At 62.4% G+C, this 16213-nt stretch carries 12 protein-coding genes; 4 read left to right on the top strand and 8 right to left on the bottom strand.

Annotated elements, in window-relative coordinates; translation table 11 throughout:
- Position 1: 1 nt before the first annotated feature.
- A complete protein-coding gene (locus AC1Z32_RS01815) occupies positions 2 to 1810 on the bottom strand; it encodes a GGDEF domain-containing protein (protein WP_483477001.1) in 1809 nt (602 codons plus the stop codon).
- Between the two features lie 133 nt (positions 1811 to 1943).
- Positions 1944 to 3062: a 3-deoxy-7-phosphoheptulonate synthase gene (locus AC1Z32_RS01810; RefSeq protein ID WP_483477000.1), complete on the bottom strand. Its 1119-nt coding sequence runs from the start codon at positions 3060 to 3062 to the stop codon at positions 1944 to 1946.
- Between the two features lie 176 nt (positions 3063 to 3238).
- Between AC1Z32_RS01810 and AC1Z32_RS01805 the strand changes: the two genes are divergently transcribed.
- Together AC1Z32_RS01805 and AC1Z32_RS01800 are read left to right on the top strand one after the other, a co-directional pair.
- Positions 3239 to 3913 (top strand): HAD family hydrolase, encoded by a 675-nt coding sequence (locus AC1Z32_RS01805; protein WP_061173279.1) that lies wholly within the window; start codon positions 3239 to 3241, stop codon positions 3911 to 3913.
- 1 nt (position 3914) lies between these two features.
- Positions 3915 to 4934, top strand: a complete 1020-nt coding sequence (locus AC1Z32_RS01800) for an aldose epimerase family protein (RefSeq protein WP_483476999.1) — start codon at positions 3915 to 3917, stop codon at positions 4932 to 4934.
- A 7-nt stretch (positions 4935 to 4941) separates the two neighbouring features.
- On the opposite strand, the gene AC1Z32_RS01795 is transcribed toward AC1Z32_RS01800, so the two are convergent.
- The 5 genes from AC1Z32_RS01795 to AC1Z32_RS01775 form a co-directional block, all read right to left on the bottom strand.
- Complete coding sequence (locus AC1Z32_RS01795) at positions 4942 to 6078, bottom strand: porin (RefSeq protein ID WP_483476998.1); 1137 nt, start codon at positions 6076 to 6078, stop codon at positions 4942 to 4944.
- Positions 6079 to 6320: 242 nt separating this feature from the next.
- A complete protein-coding gene (locus AC1Z32_RS01790) occupies positions 6321 to 7835 on the bottom strand; it encodes an ATP-binding cassette domain-containing protein (RefSeq protein ID WP_483476997.1) in 1515 nt (504 codons plus the stop codon).
- Entirely contained in the window at positions 7832 to 8758 is a 927-nt protein-coding gene (locus AC1Z32_RS01785; RefSeq protein ID WP_483476996.1) for a branched-chain amino acid ABC transporter permease, read from the bottom strand. The genes AC1Z32_RS01790 and AC1Z32_RS01785 overlap by 4 nt, the downstream gene beginning before the upstream one ends.
- Positions 8759 to 8760: 2 nt before the next feature.
- A complete protein-coding gene (locus tag AC1Z32_RS01780; RefSeq protein WP_483476995.1) occupies positions 8761 to 9636 on the bottom strand; it encodes a branched-chain amino acid ABC transporter permease in 876 nt (291 codons plus the stop codon).
- Between the two features lie 103 nt (positions 9637 to 9739).
- On the bottom strand, positions 9740 to 11005 hold the full coding sequence (locus AC1Z32_RS01775) for an ABC transporter substrate-binding protein (protein WP_483476994.1): 1266 nt from the start codon (positions 11003 to 11005) through the stop codon (positions 9740 to 9742).
- A 649-nt stretch (positions 11006 to 11654) separates the two neighbouring features.
- Between AC1Z32_RS01775 and AC1Z32_RS01770 the strand changes: the two genes are divergently transcribed.
- Complete coding sequence (locus tag AC1Z32_RS01770; protein WP_483478179.1) at positions 11655 to 12821, top strand: DUF4382 domain-containing protein; 1167 nt, start codon at positions 11655 to 11657, stop codon at positions 12819 to 12821.
- 696 nt (positions 12822 to 13517) lie between these two features.
- Entirely contained in the window at positions 13518 to 13958 is a 441-nt protein-coding gene (locus tag AC1Z32_RS01765) for a PRC-barrel domain-containing protein (protein WP_483478178.1), read from the top strand.
- A gap of 84 nt (positions 13959 to 14042) precedes the next feature.
- On the opposite strand, the gene AC1Z32_RS01760 is transcribed toward AC1Z32_RS01765, so the two are convergent.
- Positions 14043 to 16205: a response regulator gene (locus AC1Z32_RS01760; protein ID WP_483476993.1), complete on the bottom strand. Its 2163-nt coding sequence runs from the start codon at positions 16203 to 16205 to the stop codon at positions 14043 to 14045.
- Positions 16206 to 16213 lie beyond the last annotated feature (8 nt).

The raw sequence follows: 16213 nt of genomic DNA, 5'->3' as shown, positions 1-16213 counted from the left end.
TCTACATCACCCCCGGATCGAACTCCGCGAGATCGAGCACCGCAAACCCGCTCGCATGCTCCTTGGCCCATCTCTTCGCCACGGCCGCGGCATTACTCACATGCGCGCTGCCGCGCGCCGCGCCCGCTTCGACGAGCACCGCCCCCGCTGACAAGCGCACGAAGCCGAAGAACGTCGGCCGCGCCAGCCGGTCCTCACCGTGAATGCCGCCCGCGAGCCGCTCCTCCGGCGAATAGAAGCGCTGGACGAGTTCATTGAACGTTTCCATCGCGCGCCGGGCCCGCTCGCGCCAGTCATCGCTCTGAAAGAGCAGCAGAAAATCGTCCCCGCCGACATGCCCTAGAAAATCGCGCGTCGGCTCGCATACCGACGCGAGCGTGTTCGCCGTCGCCTTCAGCACTTCATCGCCTTGCCAATAACCGTAGCGATCGTTGAAAGGCTTGAAGTGATCCAGATCGAAATAGCATGCGACGAACGCCGAGCCGTTCGCGATCAGCCTGTCGATATGCGAATTCAACGGCACGTTGCCGGGCAGGAACGTCAGCGGATTCGCATAGCGCGCCGCCTCCACACGCACTTCGGTGACCGCGCGAACCATGCTCGCGCCCGTCGCCAGCCCTGCATAGCGCCCGTTCTCCGTGACGATGAAGCCATCCGACAAGTCACGCTGATCGTCGTTCGCAAACAGACGCGCGATCTGCTCCAGCGTCGAGCCGCGTTCGACGACGAGCGGCGTGAGATTCGCGAACTGCATGCAAGGCCGCTTGCCGAACACCTCGCGGTGATACGGCAGCGCATATTGATCCATGAACGAACGGCGATTGATGAGCGCGACCGGCCTGCCATCGTCGATGATCGCGACCGCGTGCAACGAAGGCATCGCGTTGAACAGGCGCACGACGTCGTCATTGCGCGACTTCACCGTGAGCGTGGGCGCCTCCACGAGCATGCGTTCGAGCAGCACCGCGTTCATGTCGGCGGTGGCGTTCGTTCGCGTGCGCGCCGGATAGACCGAAATCTGCCCCGAGCGCAGCGCATTGGCGACCGGTTCGGGCAGATGCACATCGGGCATCGCGGCGGGCCGGCCAAGCAGATAACCCTGCGCGCAGGCTATGCCGAGATCGCGCACGATCTCGAGATCCGCCTCCGTCTCGATGCCCTCCGCGATCAACGAGGCGCCGCTCGCCTTGGCGAACGACACCATCGCCTTCACGGCTTCGAACTTGAGCGGATCGCGCGCGATATCCGCGACGAAGAAGCGGTCGATCTTCACGTAATGCGGCGCGAAGCGCACCCACAGATTCATCGACGCATTCGCGCTGCCGTAATCATCGAGCGCGAATTGCGAGCCGGATGCACGCAGCGCGCGCACGCTCTCGCCGAAACGATCGGCATCGGCGATCACGCTCTGTTCCGTCAGTTCGACGACGAGACGCTTCGCATCGAGCCCGCTTTCGCGCGCGAGATCGCCCGGCGTCTCGCATTCGGTAACGCCCGATTCGATCGCCGCCGCGCTGAAGTTGATGAACAGAAGCCCCGCGCGCGCAAGCCGCGCAAACGCCGTGATGCACGCGCGCGCCGCCGCCTGTTCGAGCGCGATGCTTTGCTTCTCCAGCGCCGCCTGCTCGAAGAGCGCAGCGGGAGATTCCAGCCCGCTGCCCGCGGGCCCGCGAATCAGGCCTTCGTAGCCGATGATTTCGCCGTCCGCGAAACGCACGATAGGCCGAAACACGGCCGTCAACGCATTGGATGCGATGAGCCGCTGGATGCTGGAGGGTTGCGTCTCGGGTGCACAGAGGCTGAGGGACATGGGCCTTTTTTCGATCGAACGTGCTATCGACAAACCTAACGACCCGTCACGCGCGAACTTGAATGAAGCTTTTGTGAAGCGTTGCACTCAGTTGGTGCTTCGCGCCTGTCCCTCTTGTCACAGCACGGGCAATTTATCCCGCGCGGCGCTTCCTCACGGCCTTTGCGAGCAGTTCGAGCACCGGCTCGCTTTGCGTCCAGCCAAGGCATGCATCGGTGATCGATACGCCGTGCTTGAGCGGCACGCCCGGCTTGAGGTCCTGACGGCCCTCTTCCAGATGACTCTCGATCATCACGCCTGTGATGCGCTTCTCGCCCCCTTCCAGTTGCCGCGCGATATCCTGCGCGACATCCACCTGACGCAGATGCGACTTGTTGGAGTTGGCGTGCGAGCAGTCGATCATCACCTGCTCGCGCTGGCCGAGCGCAGCCAGCGCCGCGCAACTCGCCGCGACGTTTTCCTTATCGTAGTTCGGGCCTGTCTTGCCGCCGCGCAGAATGACGTGACAGTCGTCGTTGCCGCGCGTTTCGAAGATCGCGGCCATGCCCATTTTCGTCATGCCCATGAACGCATGGCTCGCGCGCGCCGCGACGATCGCGTCCGCCGCGACCTGCACGCCGCCGTCGGTGCCGTTCTTGAAGCCGATCGGGCAGCTCAGGCCCGATGCAAGCTGACGATGACTCTGGCTCTCGGTCGTGCGCGCGCCGATCGCGCCCCAGGCGATCAGATCGGCGATGTATTGCGGGCTCAACAGATCGAGGAACTCGGTCGCGGTGGGCAAGCCGAGGCCGCTGATGTCGAGCAGAAGCTCGCGCGCGCGGCGCAGGCCTTCGTTGATGCGGAAGCTTCCGTCGAGACGCGGATCGTTGATATAGCCCTTCCAGCCCACCGTGGTGCGCGGCTTCTCGAAGTACACGCGCATCACGATGAAGAGATCGTCGCGCAGGCGGTCCGCGACCGCTTTCAGGTGTTGCGCGTATTCCATCGCCTGATCGTGATCGTGGATGGAGCACGGGCCGACCACGACGACGAGCCGGTCATCGCGGCCATGCAGGATATTGGCGATGGCCGCGCGGCTCTCCTCGACGAGCGTCTGCACGCCTTGCGTGACCGGCAGTTCGTCGAGCAGCAGCGCCGGCGAGATCAGCGGACGCACGGCGCCGATGCGCGTATCGTCGATGCGGGTCGTGTCTTGCGTGGAGTCGGCCACGCCTGCCTCCTGATCGCGGGAGGGATTGTCGATGCGGGTCAAGATGGGCTCCGTCATGCGTAATTGATGCAAAATTCAGGGACTTTATGCGTGCGTTCCGCGCGCTTATGGCCTTGCGGCGCAAACATTCATTATCGCATTTGCGGCAGCCCGCGCGCTCGATCATGCGTATGATGAAGCCGGCACGACACACTCGAACACACTCAATGGAGCGCATCATGCGAATCGAAACGTCATTCCTGTTCGACTTGGACGGCACGCTCGTCGATAGCGTCTATCAACATGTGCTCGCGTGGAAGGAAGCGCTCGACGCCGAAGGCATCGAGTTGTCGGTATGGCGCATCCATCGCAAGATCGGCATGAGCGGCGGGCTCTTCACCAATCAACTGCTGCGCGAGACGCATGGCGAGATCAGCGCGGATCGCGTCGAACGGCTGCGTCAGTTGCACGCGGAAGCGTATAAGCGGCTGCGCGCGCAGGTGTGCCCGCTGCCGGGCGCGCGCGAGCTGCTCGACGCGCTGACGCAAGCCGGCACGCGCTGGGCCATCGCGACGAGCGGACGCATGGAAACGGCACAGGTCAATCTCGAAGCGCTCGGCGTCGATCCCGCGAAGCAAGTGGTCATCACGCGCGACATGGTGAAGTACGCGAAGCCCGATCCCGATCTCTTCCTCGCCGCGGCCGCGCGTTTGAACGTGCCGATCGAGCATACGGTCGTGGTCGGCGACAGCATCTGGGACATGCTGGCCGCGCGGCGTTGCCGTTCGCTCGGCGTCGGCTTGCTGTCGGGCGGCTATGGCAGCGATGAGCTGGAGCGCTCCGGCGCGTTGCGCGTGTATGAAGATCCGGCCGATCTTCTGCTGCATCTCGACGAAGTCGCCGCGCGGCCTTAATATGACGGCATCCATCGACGTTCGCCCCTGGGGCGACGCGCATCTGTACACCTTGCGCAATGCATCGGGCATGCGACTCGAGATCAGCAATCTCGGCGCGACGCTCGTCTCTTGGCTCGCGCCCGATCGCAACGGCCACTTCGCCGATGTACTGCTCGGCCACGACACGCCCGACGAATACCGCAACGGCAGCGCGTTCATGGGCGCGATCATCGGGCGCTGGGCCAATCGCATCCGCGATGCGCGCTTCGTGCTCGATGGCATCGCGCATGAGGTCGAGCGCAACGAAGGCGCGAACCATCTGCATGGCGGCTCGGCGGGGTTTCATCGGCAGATGTGGCGCGCGGATCATTCGAATGGCGCGCTCGTGATGGCACTGGATTCGCCCGCGGGCGCAGCGGGCTTTCCCGGCAATCTGAATGTGGCCGTGCGCTATGCACTCGATGATGGCGGCACCTTGTCGATCGATTACGAAGCGCGCACCGACGCGCCCACGCCCGTCAGTCTCACGAATCATGCGTACTTCAACCTGAGCGGCGGCGCGAGCATTCGCGATCACGAGATATCGATCGCATCGGATAGCTACTTCGCGATCGATGAAAGGTCGATTCCTGTCGCGCGCGCAAATGTGGCGGACAGCGTGTTCGATTTGCGCGCGAGCGCATCCATAGGCGCGCGTCTCGATGCATCTCACGCGCAACTGGCGCTAGCCGGCGGCTTCGACCATTGCTATGCATTCGATGACGAAGCACGCGAGCCGCGCCGCGTAGCCGTGCTGTTCGATCCGTCGAGCGGACGCGAGCTGAGCGTCTCGACCGATGCGCGCGGCTTGCAGTTCTATTCGGGAAATTATCTGGAAGGCGTGGCGGCGCGCAATGGAGCGCGCTATCGCAAGCATGCGGGGCTATGTCTCGAAGCGGGCGGCTTCCCGAACGAGATCAACATGGACGGCGAGCGCGCCGTCCTGCGTCCTGGCGAGGTCTATCGTCAACGCACGCGCTACACGTTGCGCGTGCGTTGACGCGCGATCAGAAGATGTTGCGCAAGCCGATGGACACGCCGGTCTGGTTCGAGCGGCCCGGCAATTCGACATCCGCCGCGCCCGTCACCTTGTTGAAGTCCACCGTGCCGTAGACTTCGGTGCGCTTCGACAGCGCGTACTCCGCCAGCGCAACGCCCGTATAGCGATTGCCGCTGCCCGTCGCGCCGCCGCCAATGGCCGCGTTCTTCATGTGATCGTAATAGAACGCGCCCGTCAGCAACAGCGCGGGCGTGACCTGATACGTGACGCCCGCGAACGGACCGTCGTCGCGGCGCCCCGAGCCCTTCAGGATATCGGTGCCCGCCACGAGGCCGCGCTGCTGCAGAATGCTGTCGACGAAACCGGTGTCGTCGGTCGAATGCAGATAGCCGACATAGAGCTTCGCCGGTCCGATCGCATAGACCGCGTTGGCGTTCCAGATCTTCTGCTTGTTCGCGGAGTTGTCGCTGTTCTGCTGATAGCCGCCGCCGATGGAAAGCGGGCCCATCGCATAGGAAGCCGTGAAGCCGTACATATTGCCCGCGCCCATATGGCCCGGCACCTGACCGGAGAATCCGCCCGCGCCGGTCGACGTGTAGTTCGTGCCGAACGAGTACATCGCGCCGATCGTCAGGCCCGCGAACGTGCCGTTGTACTTCACCGCGTTATCCGCATAGAGACCCGCGCCGAGCGCAACGGGAAGCCATGCATTTTCGAAATAATTGCCAACGGTGAGCGGGTCATACGTGTCGCCGAGCATATCGAAGAGCGGCGTCTTCTGTCGGCCGAGGGTCAGCGTGCCGTACTGGTTCGAAAGACCGACAAAGGCCGCGCGGTTGAATGCGCGCGCGCTGTCGGAGTACTGGCCGTTCTGCAGCTCCACGCCGCTTTCCAGCCGGAAGATCGCCTTCAGGCCGCCGCCGAGATCTTCGGTGCCCTTGAAGCCGATCCGGCTGTTGGTGATCGCGCCGTTGGTCATGAACACGTTGCCGTCGTTGTTGGCGTTGGCGTTCGTCAGATAGCGCACGCTCACGTCGGCGACGCCGTACAGCGTGACGGAGCTTTGCGCGAATGCGGACTGACAGGCGAGCGCGATGACCGAAGCGCCGATGCCGGCAACGGCGCGCGATGCGAATGTGTTCATGATGTGTTGGACGCGTTAATTTATTAGCGATTTTTATTACGCCTTCGATGCGCAGTCTTTCAGTCCACTGACCGAGCGAACCGTGCTTGGCGCTGCGCGAAGAAGGCACGCGGTTTTTTAACACATCAAATGCCGCAACGCGTGGTTCGGTGCAATACGTGTGGTGTTTTGCGCAACAGCGGGCTCTCGTTTAGTGCGCCCCGATCGATCGCTGTCGCGCCTTTCAAACTCCCTGGAGTTGATTACGCTCTCGCCTGCATCGCCTGCACGGGCTCCGACGGCACCGCTTCGAGAAACCCGCGCCCCATCTCTTTCTCGAAGCGCGACGGACTGCCCTCCCACACGATCCGCGCATGCTCGAGCACATACACGCGATCCGCATGAGGCAGCGCGAACGTGACGTTCTGCTCGCCGAGCAGCACCGTGATGGGCGTGGTCTTCTGCATCAAGTCCATCGCCTTCGACAGTTGCTCCAGAATCACCGGCGCAAGACCCAGCGTCGGCTCGTCGAGAATGAGCAGCTTCGGCTGCATCATCAAGGCACGCGCGATTGCGAGCATCTGCTGCTCGCCGCCCGAGAGCGTGCGCGCGGTCTGCGCCTGACGCGATTCGAGTATCGGGAAGAGCTCGAAGAGCCACTTGAGCTGATCCGCGCGCACCTTGTCCGAGAGATGATAGCCGCCGAGATCGAGGTTCTCGCGCACGGTCATGTCGCCGAACAGTTCGCGCGTCTCGGGACATTGCACGATGCCCGCGCGCGCGATCGCCGCGCCGCTCATGCCCTTCAGATCCCGTGAGCCGTATCGAATGTTTCCCTGATACGGCACGAGCCCCGAGACCGCATTGAAGAGCGTCGTCTTGCCCGCGCCGTTCAATCCGACGACCGACACGAACTCGCCTTCGCGCACATGCATGCTCACGCTGTCGAGCGCGCGCGCCTTGCCGTACAGCACGCCGACATTGTTGACCTGCAGAATCGAAGGCTTGTTGCTGACCACTTCCGTGCCGCGCTCGCGCGCCTCGATCTTGCCGCCGAGATACACGCGCCGCACGGTCTCGTTCTGCATCACCTCTTCGGCCGTGCCTTCCGCGACATACTCGCCGAGATACATTGCGAGCACGCGGTCCGCGAGCGCCGCGAGACTCTTCACGTTGTGATCGACGAGCAGCACCGCGCGCCCTTCCGCACGAAAGCCGCGAATCAATTCGGAGAACGCTTCCGACTCGGCAGCGGTGAGACCCGCGAAGGGTTCGTCGACGAGCACGACTCGCGGATCGCGCGCGACCGCCTTCGCCATCTCCATGCGGCGCAGATCGGCGAAGGGCAGCGTCGACGGATGACGATGCATCACCTTGCTCAGGCCCACGCGCTCCGCGATCTCTCGCGCACGCCGATTCACGTGCGGATCGGCGGCGAGCTTCACGAGCGAATCGGGCAACAGCGCGAGCTTGATATGTTCCAGCACGGTCTGACGATGCAGCGGCCGTGAATGCTGAAACACGATGCCCACGCCGGCTCGCGCGATGCGATGCGGCAGCCAGCCCGCCATCTCGACGCCATCGACCTTGATCGATCCCGCGTTGGGCCGCTCGATGCCCATGATGAGCTTCATCACCGTCGACTTGCCCGAGCCGTTCGGACCGATGAGGCCGAGTATCTCGCCGGGCCTGATATCGAAACCGATGTCCTTCACGGCGACCAGGCCGCCGAAGCGTTTCGTCAAACCGCGCACGGAGAGCAGAGGAGTATCGTTCATTCGCGCTCCCTCACGCGCAGGATGTTGCCGAGCAATCCATCCGGAAAGAACAGGATGACCGCGAGCGCGACGGCCGCGACCACGAAGGTGTTGATCTGCCCGAGCGGACGCAGGAACTCGCCCGCGACGATGAGAAAGATCGAGCCGAGCACCGCGCCGAGTATCGTGCGCCGGCCACCGAGCACCGCCGCGATGATGATCTGCACGCCGATGCCGATATCCACCACCGTGCTGACCGATGCGGTTCCCTGATAGAACACCAGCATCGCGCCCGCAACGCCCGAGAACACCGCGCTGATGCAGAACGCCGCGAGCTTGTGCTTCACGACATTGAAGCCGAGCGCCTGCGCGCCCACCGTGTCCTGTCCGCTCGCCTGCAGGATGAGGCCGATCGCCGAGCGCGACAACCCGAACAGGAGGATCGCGCACACGATCAGGAAGGCAAGCGCGATCCAGTAGTTATGGTCGGCATCGACGGACATCACATCGGGCACCATCATGCCGATCTCGCCGCCCGTGATGCCCGCGAAGATCACGATCGCGTTCTGCAGGAGCAGCACCGCGACGAGCGTGACGAGGCCGAAGTACGGCCCGCGCAATCGCAACGCGGGCACCGCGAGCAGCAAGCCGCCGACGAGCGCAACGAGGCCGCCCGCTATCACGCATACCGGTATCGGCGCGGCGGCGTGCGCGTTGAGTATCGCGGCGGAATACGCGCCGAGACCAATGAGGAACGTGGGACCGAAGTTGACTTCACCCGCGAAGCCGAACAACAAGTCCCACGACATCGCGAATACGCCGAAGTAATACGCAACGGTGAGTACGCCGAGGATGTATCCGGTGAGCCACCACGGCAACGTCGCGGCGACGATCGCGAGGAGCACCGCGGACCATATCAGACGGGAACGTACGATGTCTTTCATGATTAGCGCCGTCCGAGAAAGCCTTGCGGCCGCACATACACGACGAGCACGAGCAGCAGCAGCGCGGGCAGCGGCCGCAGCGTCGGCGCGATGAGATACGCGGTGATCGTCTCCAGATAGCCCACCACATACGCGGCCATGAGCGAGCCCGACACGCTGCCGAGACCGCCCAGCACGACGATGGAAAACGCGCTCGCCGTCAGTTGTCCGGTGTTGTTCGTGCTCACGCCGAGGAATGACGCGAGCAGCACGCCCGCGATGCCCGCAAGCACGCCGTAGATGGTCCACGCGAGCAGATAGATCTGCGAGAGCTCGAAGCCGAGCAGCGTGAGACCGCGCGGATTCATCGAAGCCGCGAGCAGCGCCTTGCCCGCTTTCGTGCGATTCACGAAAAGCCATAACAAGCCGATCACGACCCAGCACACCACGGCGATCATGATCTCGTTGTAGGGCACCCGCACGCCCGCGACACTCGCGACGCCCGGAATGAGCGGGCGCATCGTGATGGGGTTATCGGAGAAGAGATAAGCCATGCCCTGCTGGATCATGATGCCCCACAGCAGCGTGCCGGTCAGCACGAAGATTTCTTTCTCTTCCCGCGGAATTGCGGTGGAACGTTGAATGGGCCGCACCACCATGAAATACGTGATGTACGCCGCGATCATTCCGCAGATCACGCCGAGCGGCGTGCCGAGATACGTGCCCAAACCCGCTTCGCCCGCGAGCGCCCAGCCGAGCAGCGCGGCGATCAACATCACGCCGCCGTGCGCGAGATTGAGCACGCCCGATACCCCGAAGATCAATGTGAAGCCGATCGCGCCGAGTGCGTAGAGCGAACTGATCGCGAAGCCATCGATGAGAATTTGCAGTGGCAACATAGCGGCCCTTTATGTCGATGCCAATGTGGAACCGGTCCCCGCAACATGCGCCGCGAGGCGCGCGCGCCGGTTGGAGCGCACGCGCCTCACGATGCCAAGGCGTTTAGTTCGAGGCCGACTGCACCTTCACGAAGGCGGGGAACTTGACTTTCGCGTTCGCCACGGACTTCGGCCAGATCGCCACTTGCTTGCCGTTCTGCCATTGGAGGTTGATGCCGGTGATATAGCCTTCACCGTACTTCAACGCATGCGTGAACTGATCGTTCTTGCCGTAGAACTGCCAGCGTCCAATCGTCCCGACATAGTCGGTCTTTTCGAGTGCATCGACCATCTTGTCGGGATCGGTCGAGCCTTGATTGCGATGAATCGCGTCCGCGATGATGTACACGAGGTCATAGCTCGTGAAGCCGTCATACGCGGGCGATACGCCGGCAAAGTGCTTCTGATACGACTCGACGAAAGGCACCGTCTTTGGCGTCATCGCGACGCCGGGCGCCGCCGCCGACGCGGTGATGACGCCTTCGGTCGCGCCGTTGGTGTCTTTCCAGAAGCTCGTCGTCGTGGCTTGCGAACTTTGGCCGGTCATCGGAATCGGTACTTGCTGATCGTGCCATTGCACGGTCGGCTGCACGCCGACGTGACTGATGCCGGTCGTGATCGTGTCCGGATGCTTCGCTTCGATCTGGTTGAAGATCGGCGTGAAATCGGATGTGTCCGGATTGAAGCGGATGTGGTCCAGCACCTTGAGGCCCGCTTTCGGCAGGCATTCGAGGAAGCGCTCGTCGAGCGGCTTGGTCCATGCGGCGTCCTCGCTCATCACGACGGTCGTCTTCATCTTGAACTCGCCGACGAGCACGTCATGCGAGAAATCGCAGATGGACTGCGCGATGAACGCCGACGTCATCCAGCCGTGGAATGTGTACTTGTAGTGCTCGTAGTCGTCGTGAACGCGCTTCGAGATTTCATTGCTCGCCGCGCCCGGCGTGATGAACGGCATCTTCAGGCGTGCGGACCACGGCTCCATCGCGAGCGCGACTTCACTGATATAGCTGCCGATGATCGCGACCACCTTGTCCTGGCTCGCCGCGCGCTGGAATGCGCGCACGCCGTCGGAGGCCGATGAATGGTCGTCATACGCGATGATCTGGATTTGCCTGCCGTCGACGCCGCCCTTGGCGTTGATCTCTTCCGCCGCGAGTTGCGCGGCCTTGCTGATCGAAGCGCCCGCGACAGCGGACTCTTCGCTGATGACGCCGATCTTGATCGGCTCCCCTGCTGCATGCGCCGTGGCCGAGAGGCCCAGCCCCGCCATCACCGTACTCGTTGCGATGGCGGTGCTCACTCCCCGCCACGTCTTGCGCTTTGACATCTTCGGTCTCCTCTTTGTAATCGGTAATCGATATTGGAGCGACGACAGCCAGACACAGACACATGCAGCAATTAAGGATTTGCCGACAAACAGTAGCACTCACATTTCAAGCGCTGAATCAGTAATAACGATAAAGACGATCATGCGAAAACGTCATGAATGCCCCTCCATTCTTTCAAGCTGCTTTCGCTACAGGAATGCTTTGCGCGTGTCGGGTCGCAGCGATGGGTCGTTGAAGATGTCGGAAATTGAAGGGCTGCGGTTGACATAGGAGATAGGAACCGTCAGCGGGCTTCCAGTACTTGTGCCACGCGGGTGCGTGACGGTAATGACTGGCGCCCTGCTCGCGCCGCTATCGATCACCGATGCATTGACGCCGGAGGCCGCAACGGCCGCTATCTCGTCCTTCGTCGGAGCCGGCGAGCTTACGAGATCGAACCTGGCGGGTTACGTCCGCGAACCTTAAGTAACGCTTAAGAGCCCGCTTTGCGTGAATGCCGGAAGACATTTGGCGCGACGCTAACGGTATTTGCCGGACGTCATTTACGTTTCGATCGGGAACTTACAGATTTGGGCTCAGCAGTTACAATCGTCATACGATAACGCCGCTAAGCTTCCGTCACTCAAACAAGACAGAAACGGTGCGGATATGATTGGAAAGCCTTGGAAGCTCTTTGCGCTCGCGGCGGCAGTGCCTATCGTACTTTCAGCGTGCGGCGGCGGTGGAGGCGATGGCGGATCGAGCCCGCCGAATGGTACGCTCCACGTCGCAATGACGGACGCGCCGTCATGCGGTTTCGATCACGTGTACATCACTGTCTCGCAGGTGCGCGTCAACGCAAATGCGCAGGCGGCCGACAACGACGCGGGCTGGACAACCATTACGCTGCCCGCCCCGCAGAAAATCGACCTGCTCTCTCTCACGAACGGCGTGCTGGCCGATCTTGGCCAAACCGCGCTGCCGGCCGGTAAATACCAGCAAGTGCGCCTGCTCCTGAACGCGAATTCGGGCAACGCGCTTGCGAACTCCGTCGTGCCTACGGGCGGCAAGGAACAGCCGCTCGACACGCCCAGCGCGACACAAAGCGGCTACAAGATCATTCAGCCTTTCACCGTACAGCCGAACACACTGGTCGACCTGGTGCTTGACTTCAACGCCTGCAAGTCCGTCGTCACGCGGGGCAACGGGTCTTATGCACTGAAGCCGGTGGTGACGGCCACACCGACAACGGTGAGCGGCCAGATCTCTGGCTATGTCGCGCGCGCGGAAGCGGGAGCCACGGTGTATGCCGAGCAGGGCGGAAAGGTCATCAAGGGCACCATTGCTGACAGCACCGGCAAATTCGTGCTTTCGCCGCTCATCCAAAGTTCCACGCAAGGCAACTACGATGTGGTGATCGTCCAGAACCGCGTCGCTTCGGGCGTCGTGCGCTCGGTGCCGGTCGTCGTGAATACGAACACGCCGGTCTCGACGTCCGACGCACCCATTACGCTGCCCTCCTCGTCGATGAGCACCGTGAGCGGGACGGTGAGTCCAGCCGCTGATGCTCTCGTGCGTGCATTGCAGGTGATCGATACGAGCGCGTATGAAATCGCATCGGTCAACGCGAATCTCGATACGGGCGCATACCAACTTTCCTTGCCTGCGGCAGCGCCGCTCGTCAGCACCTACTCGGGCTCGCTGCCTGTGAACTTCGCGGCAGCATCGGCGGCAACCGGCCAATACAGGTTGGAAGCAGACGCGGCTTCGGGCGCAACGCAGTCAACGTCCGTCAATGCGACGACGAGCCAGAGCAACGTCAATTTGAGCTTCTGACGGGCAAAGAACCGGAACGCGAAGCGTCGAAACGCTTCCGTTCCAAAACGGAGATCATGATGAAAAGAGCGGTTCTACTCGTGTCACTGCTGGTTATGGCCGGCATGATCAATGGATGCGCCGTATACGTCCCCGATGCGCCACCGGTCGCAGTCAAGCCGCAAGGCGGTCCTGGCAATGGATTTTGCCCGCCGGGGCAAGCAAAGAAAGGAAACTGCTGAAGTCGATCATGTAGCCCAATCGGTTCTTGCCAATTGGGCTGCTTCCATTCTGCCGAGCCAAAACCAAGGATTAGCGCACCTCGAAACAAGATATTTACCGAGCTAGCCGGGGTGGCGCATACGCACCGTAATAAGCTCGACCTGGCCCACGGAGGTGAGAAGACGGCGAAAGATCGTTGCATCGAATAATGCATAACGAGCGCAATTGATAGCCGCTTCAATATCCCATAAATAGAGGAATGCTGAGTTCCTGAGCTAACAATAAGAACGGACGCGTCAGATGAACGCGGTTTAGCTGCGTCCAGGACATGCGAAACGGGTCCATCACGGCGAGGATGTCGCGTGAGATGGAACATATCATCGGCGGATTGCAGCGTGCCCGCTGCCGCCCACGCTCCCGAGGAACGATCGTTGCTGATCTCATTGGCGTTGATATCAACCAGGGAGATCAACCGTGTCAACCGAAAACAGCAGGATGGACATTACCGGCAAGGGCGCGCAGACGGCGGCAGGCCCGGGACCGGACGTGATGGCGGCCAGCACGCTGGACGGAAACAACGTCCTCAGCAGCGACGGCGATGATGTCGGAAAGATCAAGGACATCATGCTGGATGTGGCTTCGGGGCAAGTGGCCTATGCCGTCTTGTCGAGCGGCGGCTTCCTCGGCATCGGCGACAAGCTACTGGCAATTCCGTGGGGCGCGCTTACGCTCGACACCAACAACAAGTGCTTCAGACTGGCCGCCACGTCGGAACAGGTACGCAATGCGCCGGGCTTCGACAAGGACTCGTGGCCGGCCATGGCGGACGCGACCTGGGCCAGGAGTGTCCATCAACACTATGGCCGCACGCCATATTGGGAAGACACCTGGGTCAGCGATGCGACGGTTACCGGCTCACCTCGCGATGTCCTGTAATAAGCGGCAGCGGGAGGAGAATCAATGCGGAGTATGAAGTCCTTTGTGCGCCGCCGCGGCTTCGGTAAAAGCTACGGCGGATCTCTACGCTGGCCGTCCCTCTCCTTCGGCACCCACGCCGCCGCGCGGCACGTGTGCCGCAATCAGTTCGATAAGCAAGGTTAAATCGGCGGGCTTGATCAGATGATGATCGATGCCCGCCGATCTCGACTTGCGGCGATCTTCGTCCTGGCCATAACCGCTCAAGGCAATCAGCATGCAGTTTTTCAGCGCGGTGTCCGCGCGGATGACCCTGGCGACGTCATAGCCGTTCATGCCCGGAAGGCCGATATCCAGAACGGCAACCTGTGGCACGAATTTCTTTGCCAGCGCAAGCGCGGAGACGCCATCGTGCGCGCATTGCACCTCGTGCCCGTGCAGTTCGAGAAAGATCTTCAGGCTTTCCGTGGACGCAACGGAGTCGTCCACGACGAGCACCCGCACGTCACGCTTGCGACGCAGCGGCAGGACATCGGCGACGGCAGTTGGTTTCTCCGTCGCAATGGACGCCGGCAACTCCACCGTGAACTTGGCTCCCCGTCCGCGGCCGCCGCTCCAGCAACGAATCGAGCCTCCATGCAGCTCGGTCAGATGGCGCGCGAGCGTCAGCCCGATTCCCAATCCACCCTGCGCGCGATCCAGGGCGCTGTCCCCCTGTGCGAAGAGATCGAAGACGCGCGGAAGGAGCTTGGCTTCGATTCCCTCGCCGTCGTCGGTGACCGTGATGATGGCGGTCCCGTCGGAAAAGCCGGTTGAAAGACTGATGCGCCCGCCGGGCGGCGTGAATTTGGAGGCGTTGTTCAACAGGTTCGCGACAACCTGCGTGAGACGGACGACATCGCCCTCGACGATCAAATCGTTCGGACACGCTTCGCATGAGAAGGCCTGCGAGCGGGCAGCAAAGTGTGGACGGCTGGTTTCGACCGCACGATCGACCACGACGCGCAAGGAAAGTGGCTTGCGTTGCAGCGCCACCGCGCCGCGCGCGATCCTCGATACGTCGAGCAGATCGTCGACGATGCGCACCATGTGATCGAGCTGGTTTCCGATGATCCCGGTCGCCCACGTCATCACTTCGGCGTCGCCCGGCTCAGTGCTTCGCATCACGCTCACGGCGTTCGAAATCGGTGCGAGCGGATTTCGGAGCTCATGCGCGAGCATCGCGAGAAACTCGTTCTTGCGCCTGTCCTCGTCACGGAGGGCGGAAAACAGAAACGCATTTTCGAGCGCGATGGACGCGCGACTCACGAACTCGGTGACGACGGGCGCCGGCTGATGGTTTTCGTCACAGCGAACGATGCCGAAAGCGATGACCGCCTTGCGCTCCGCGCCGCTCAGCAGCGGATGAAACCCGACCTCCTCGAACTCGACTGCGTTCATCCTGTGTCCGCTGCCGGATGTCCATCCGAATATGCTGTTCGCGCCGCCGCGGCACACGAGACTTTCGCCTGAATCCACGATCTGTTTCGCGAGCACGAAGAACTGCTCGAGCGGAGCGATGGTCTGGCGCGCCTGCCCGCTGGCCGGATCGATCAGTGCGTAAACGGCCGGACCGCAGTGCAGCGATGTCCGCGCAGACGGTTCGCCGTCTATTTCGAGGTAGACGCACGCGACATCAGCCAGTGCAGGCACCGACGTGTCGAGGATGCGCGAAAGGGTTGTCTCCACATCGAGCGAACGCGTGAGCAAATGGCTCACGTGCGCCAGAAAATCGGCGCGCTGACGGGCCTGGTCCGCGGACGCGCGCTGGGCTTCCGCCCGCGCGAGTTCTTCTCGCTGCGCAGCGCGGGCGAGCAACTCGCGGTTCATCCGATACATTTGCACGAACACCCGCACTTTGGCGCTGAGAATCTCCGGCACGACAGGCGACGAGATATAGTCCACCGCGCCAAGCGAATAGCCTCGCGCCATCTCGGCATCGTCGACATAAGCCGTGACGAAGATGATCGGAGTCGATGCGGTCCGCCGATAAGAGCGCAGCATGCTGGCCGTTTCGAAGCCGTCCATCTCGGGCATGTTCACGTCGAGCAGTATGACGGCGAACTCCTGTTGAAGCACCGCCTTCAGCGCCTGCCGTCCGGACGACACCGTGACCACTTCCTGATCCGGGCCCTCGAGCACGGTGCGCAGAACCACGTGCTGGCTGGCAAGGTCGTCCACCACGAGGATGCTGACCTTGTCTTGCGCGGATACGTCGAGCATAGCCATACCCACGC

The organism is Caballeronia sp. 11_S32 (assembly GCF_056930355.1).
The sequence above is the reverse complement of the archived record's forward strand: the minus strand, read 5'-3'. Positions and strand labels throughout refer to the sequence as shown.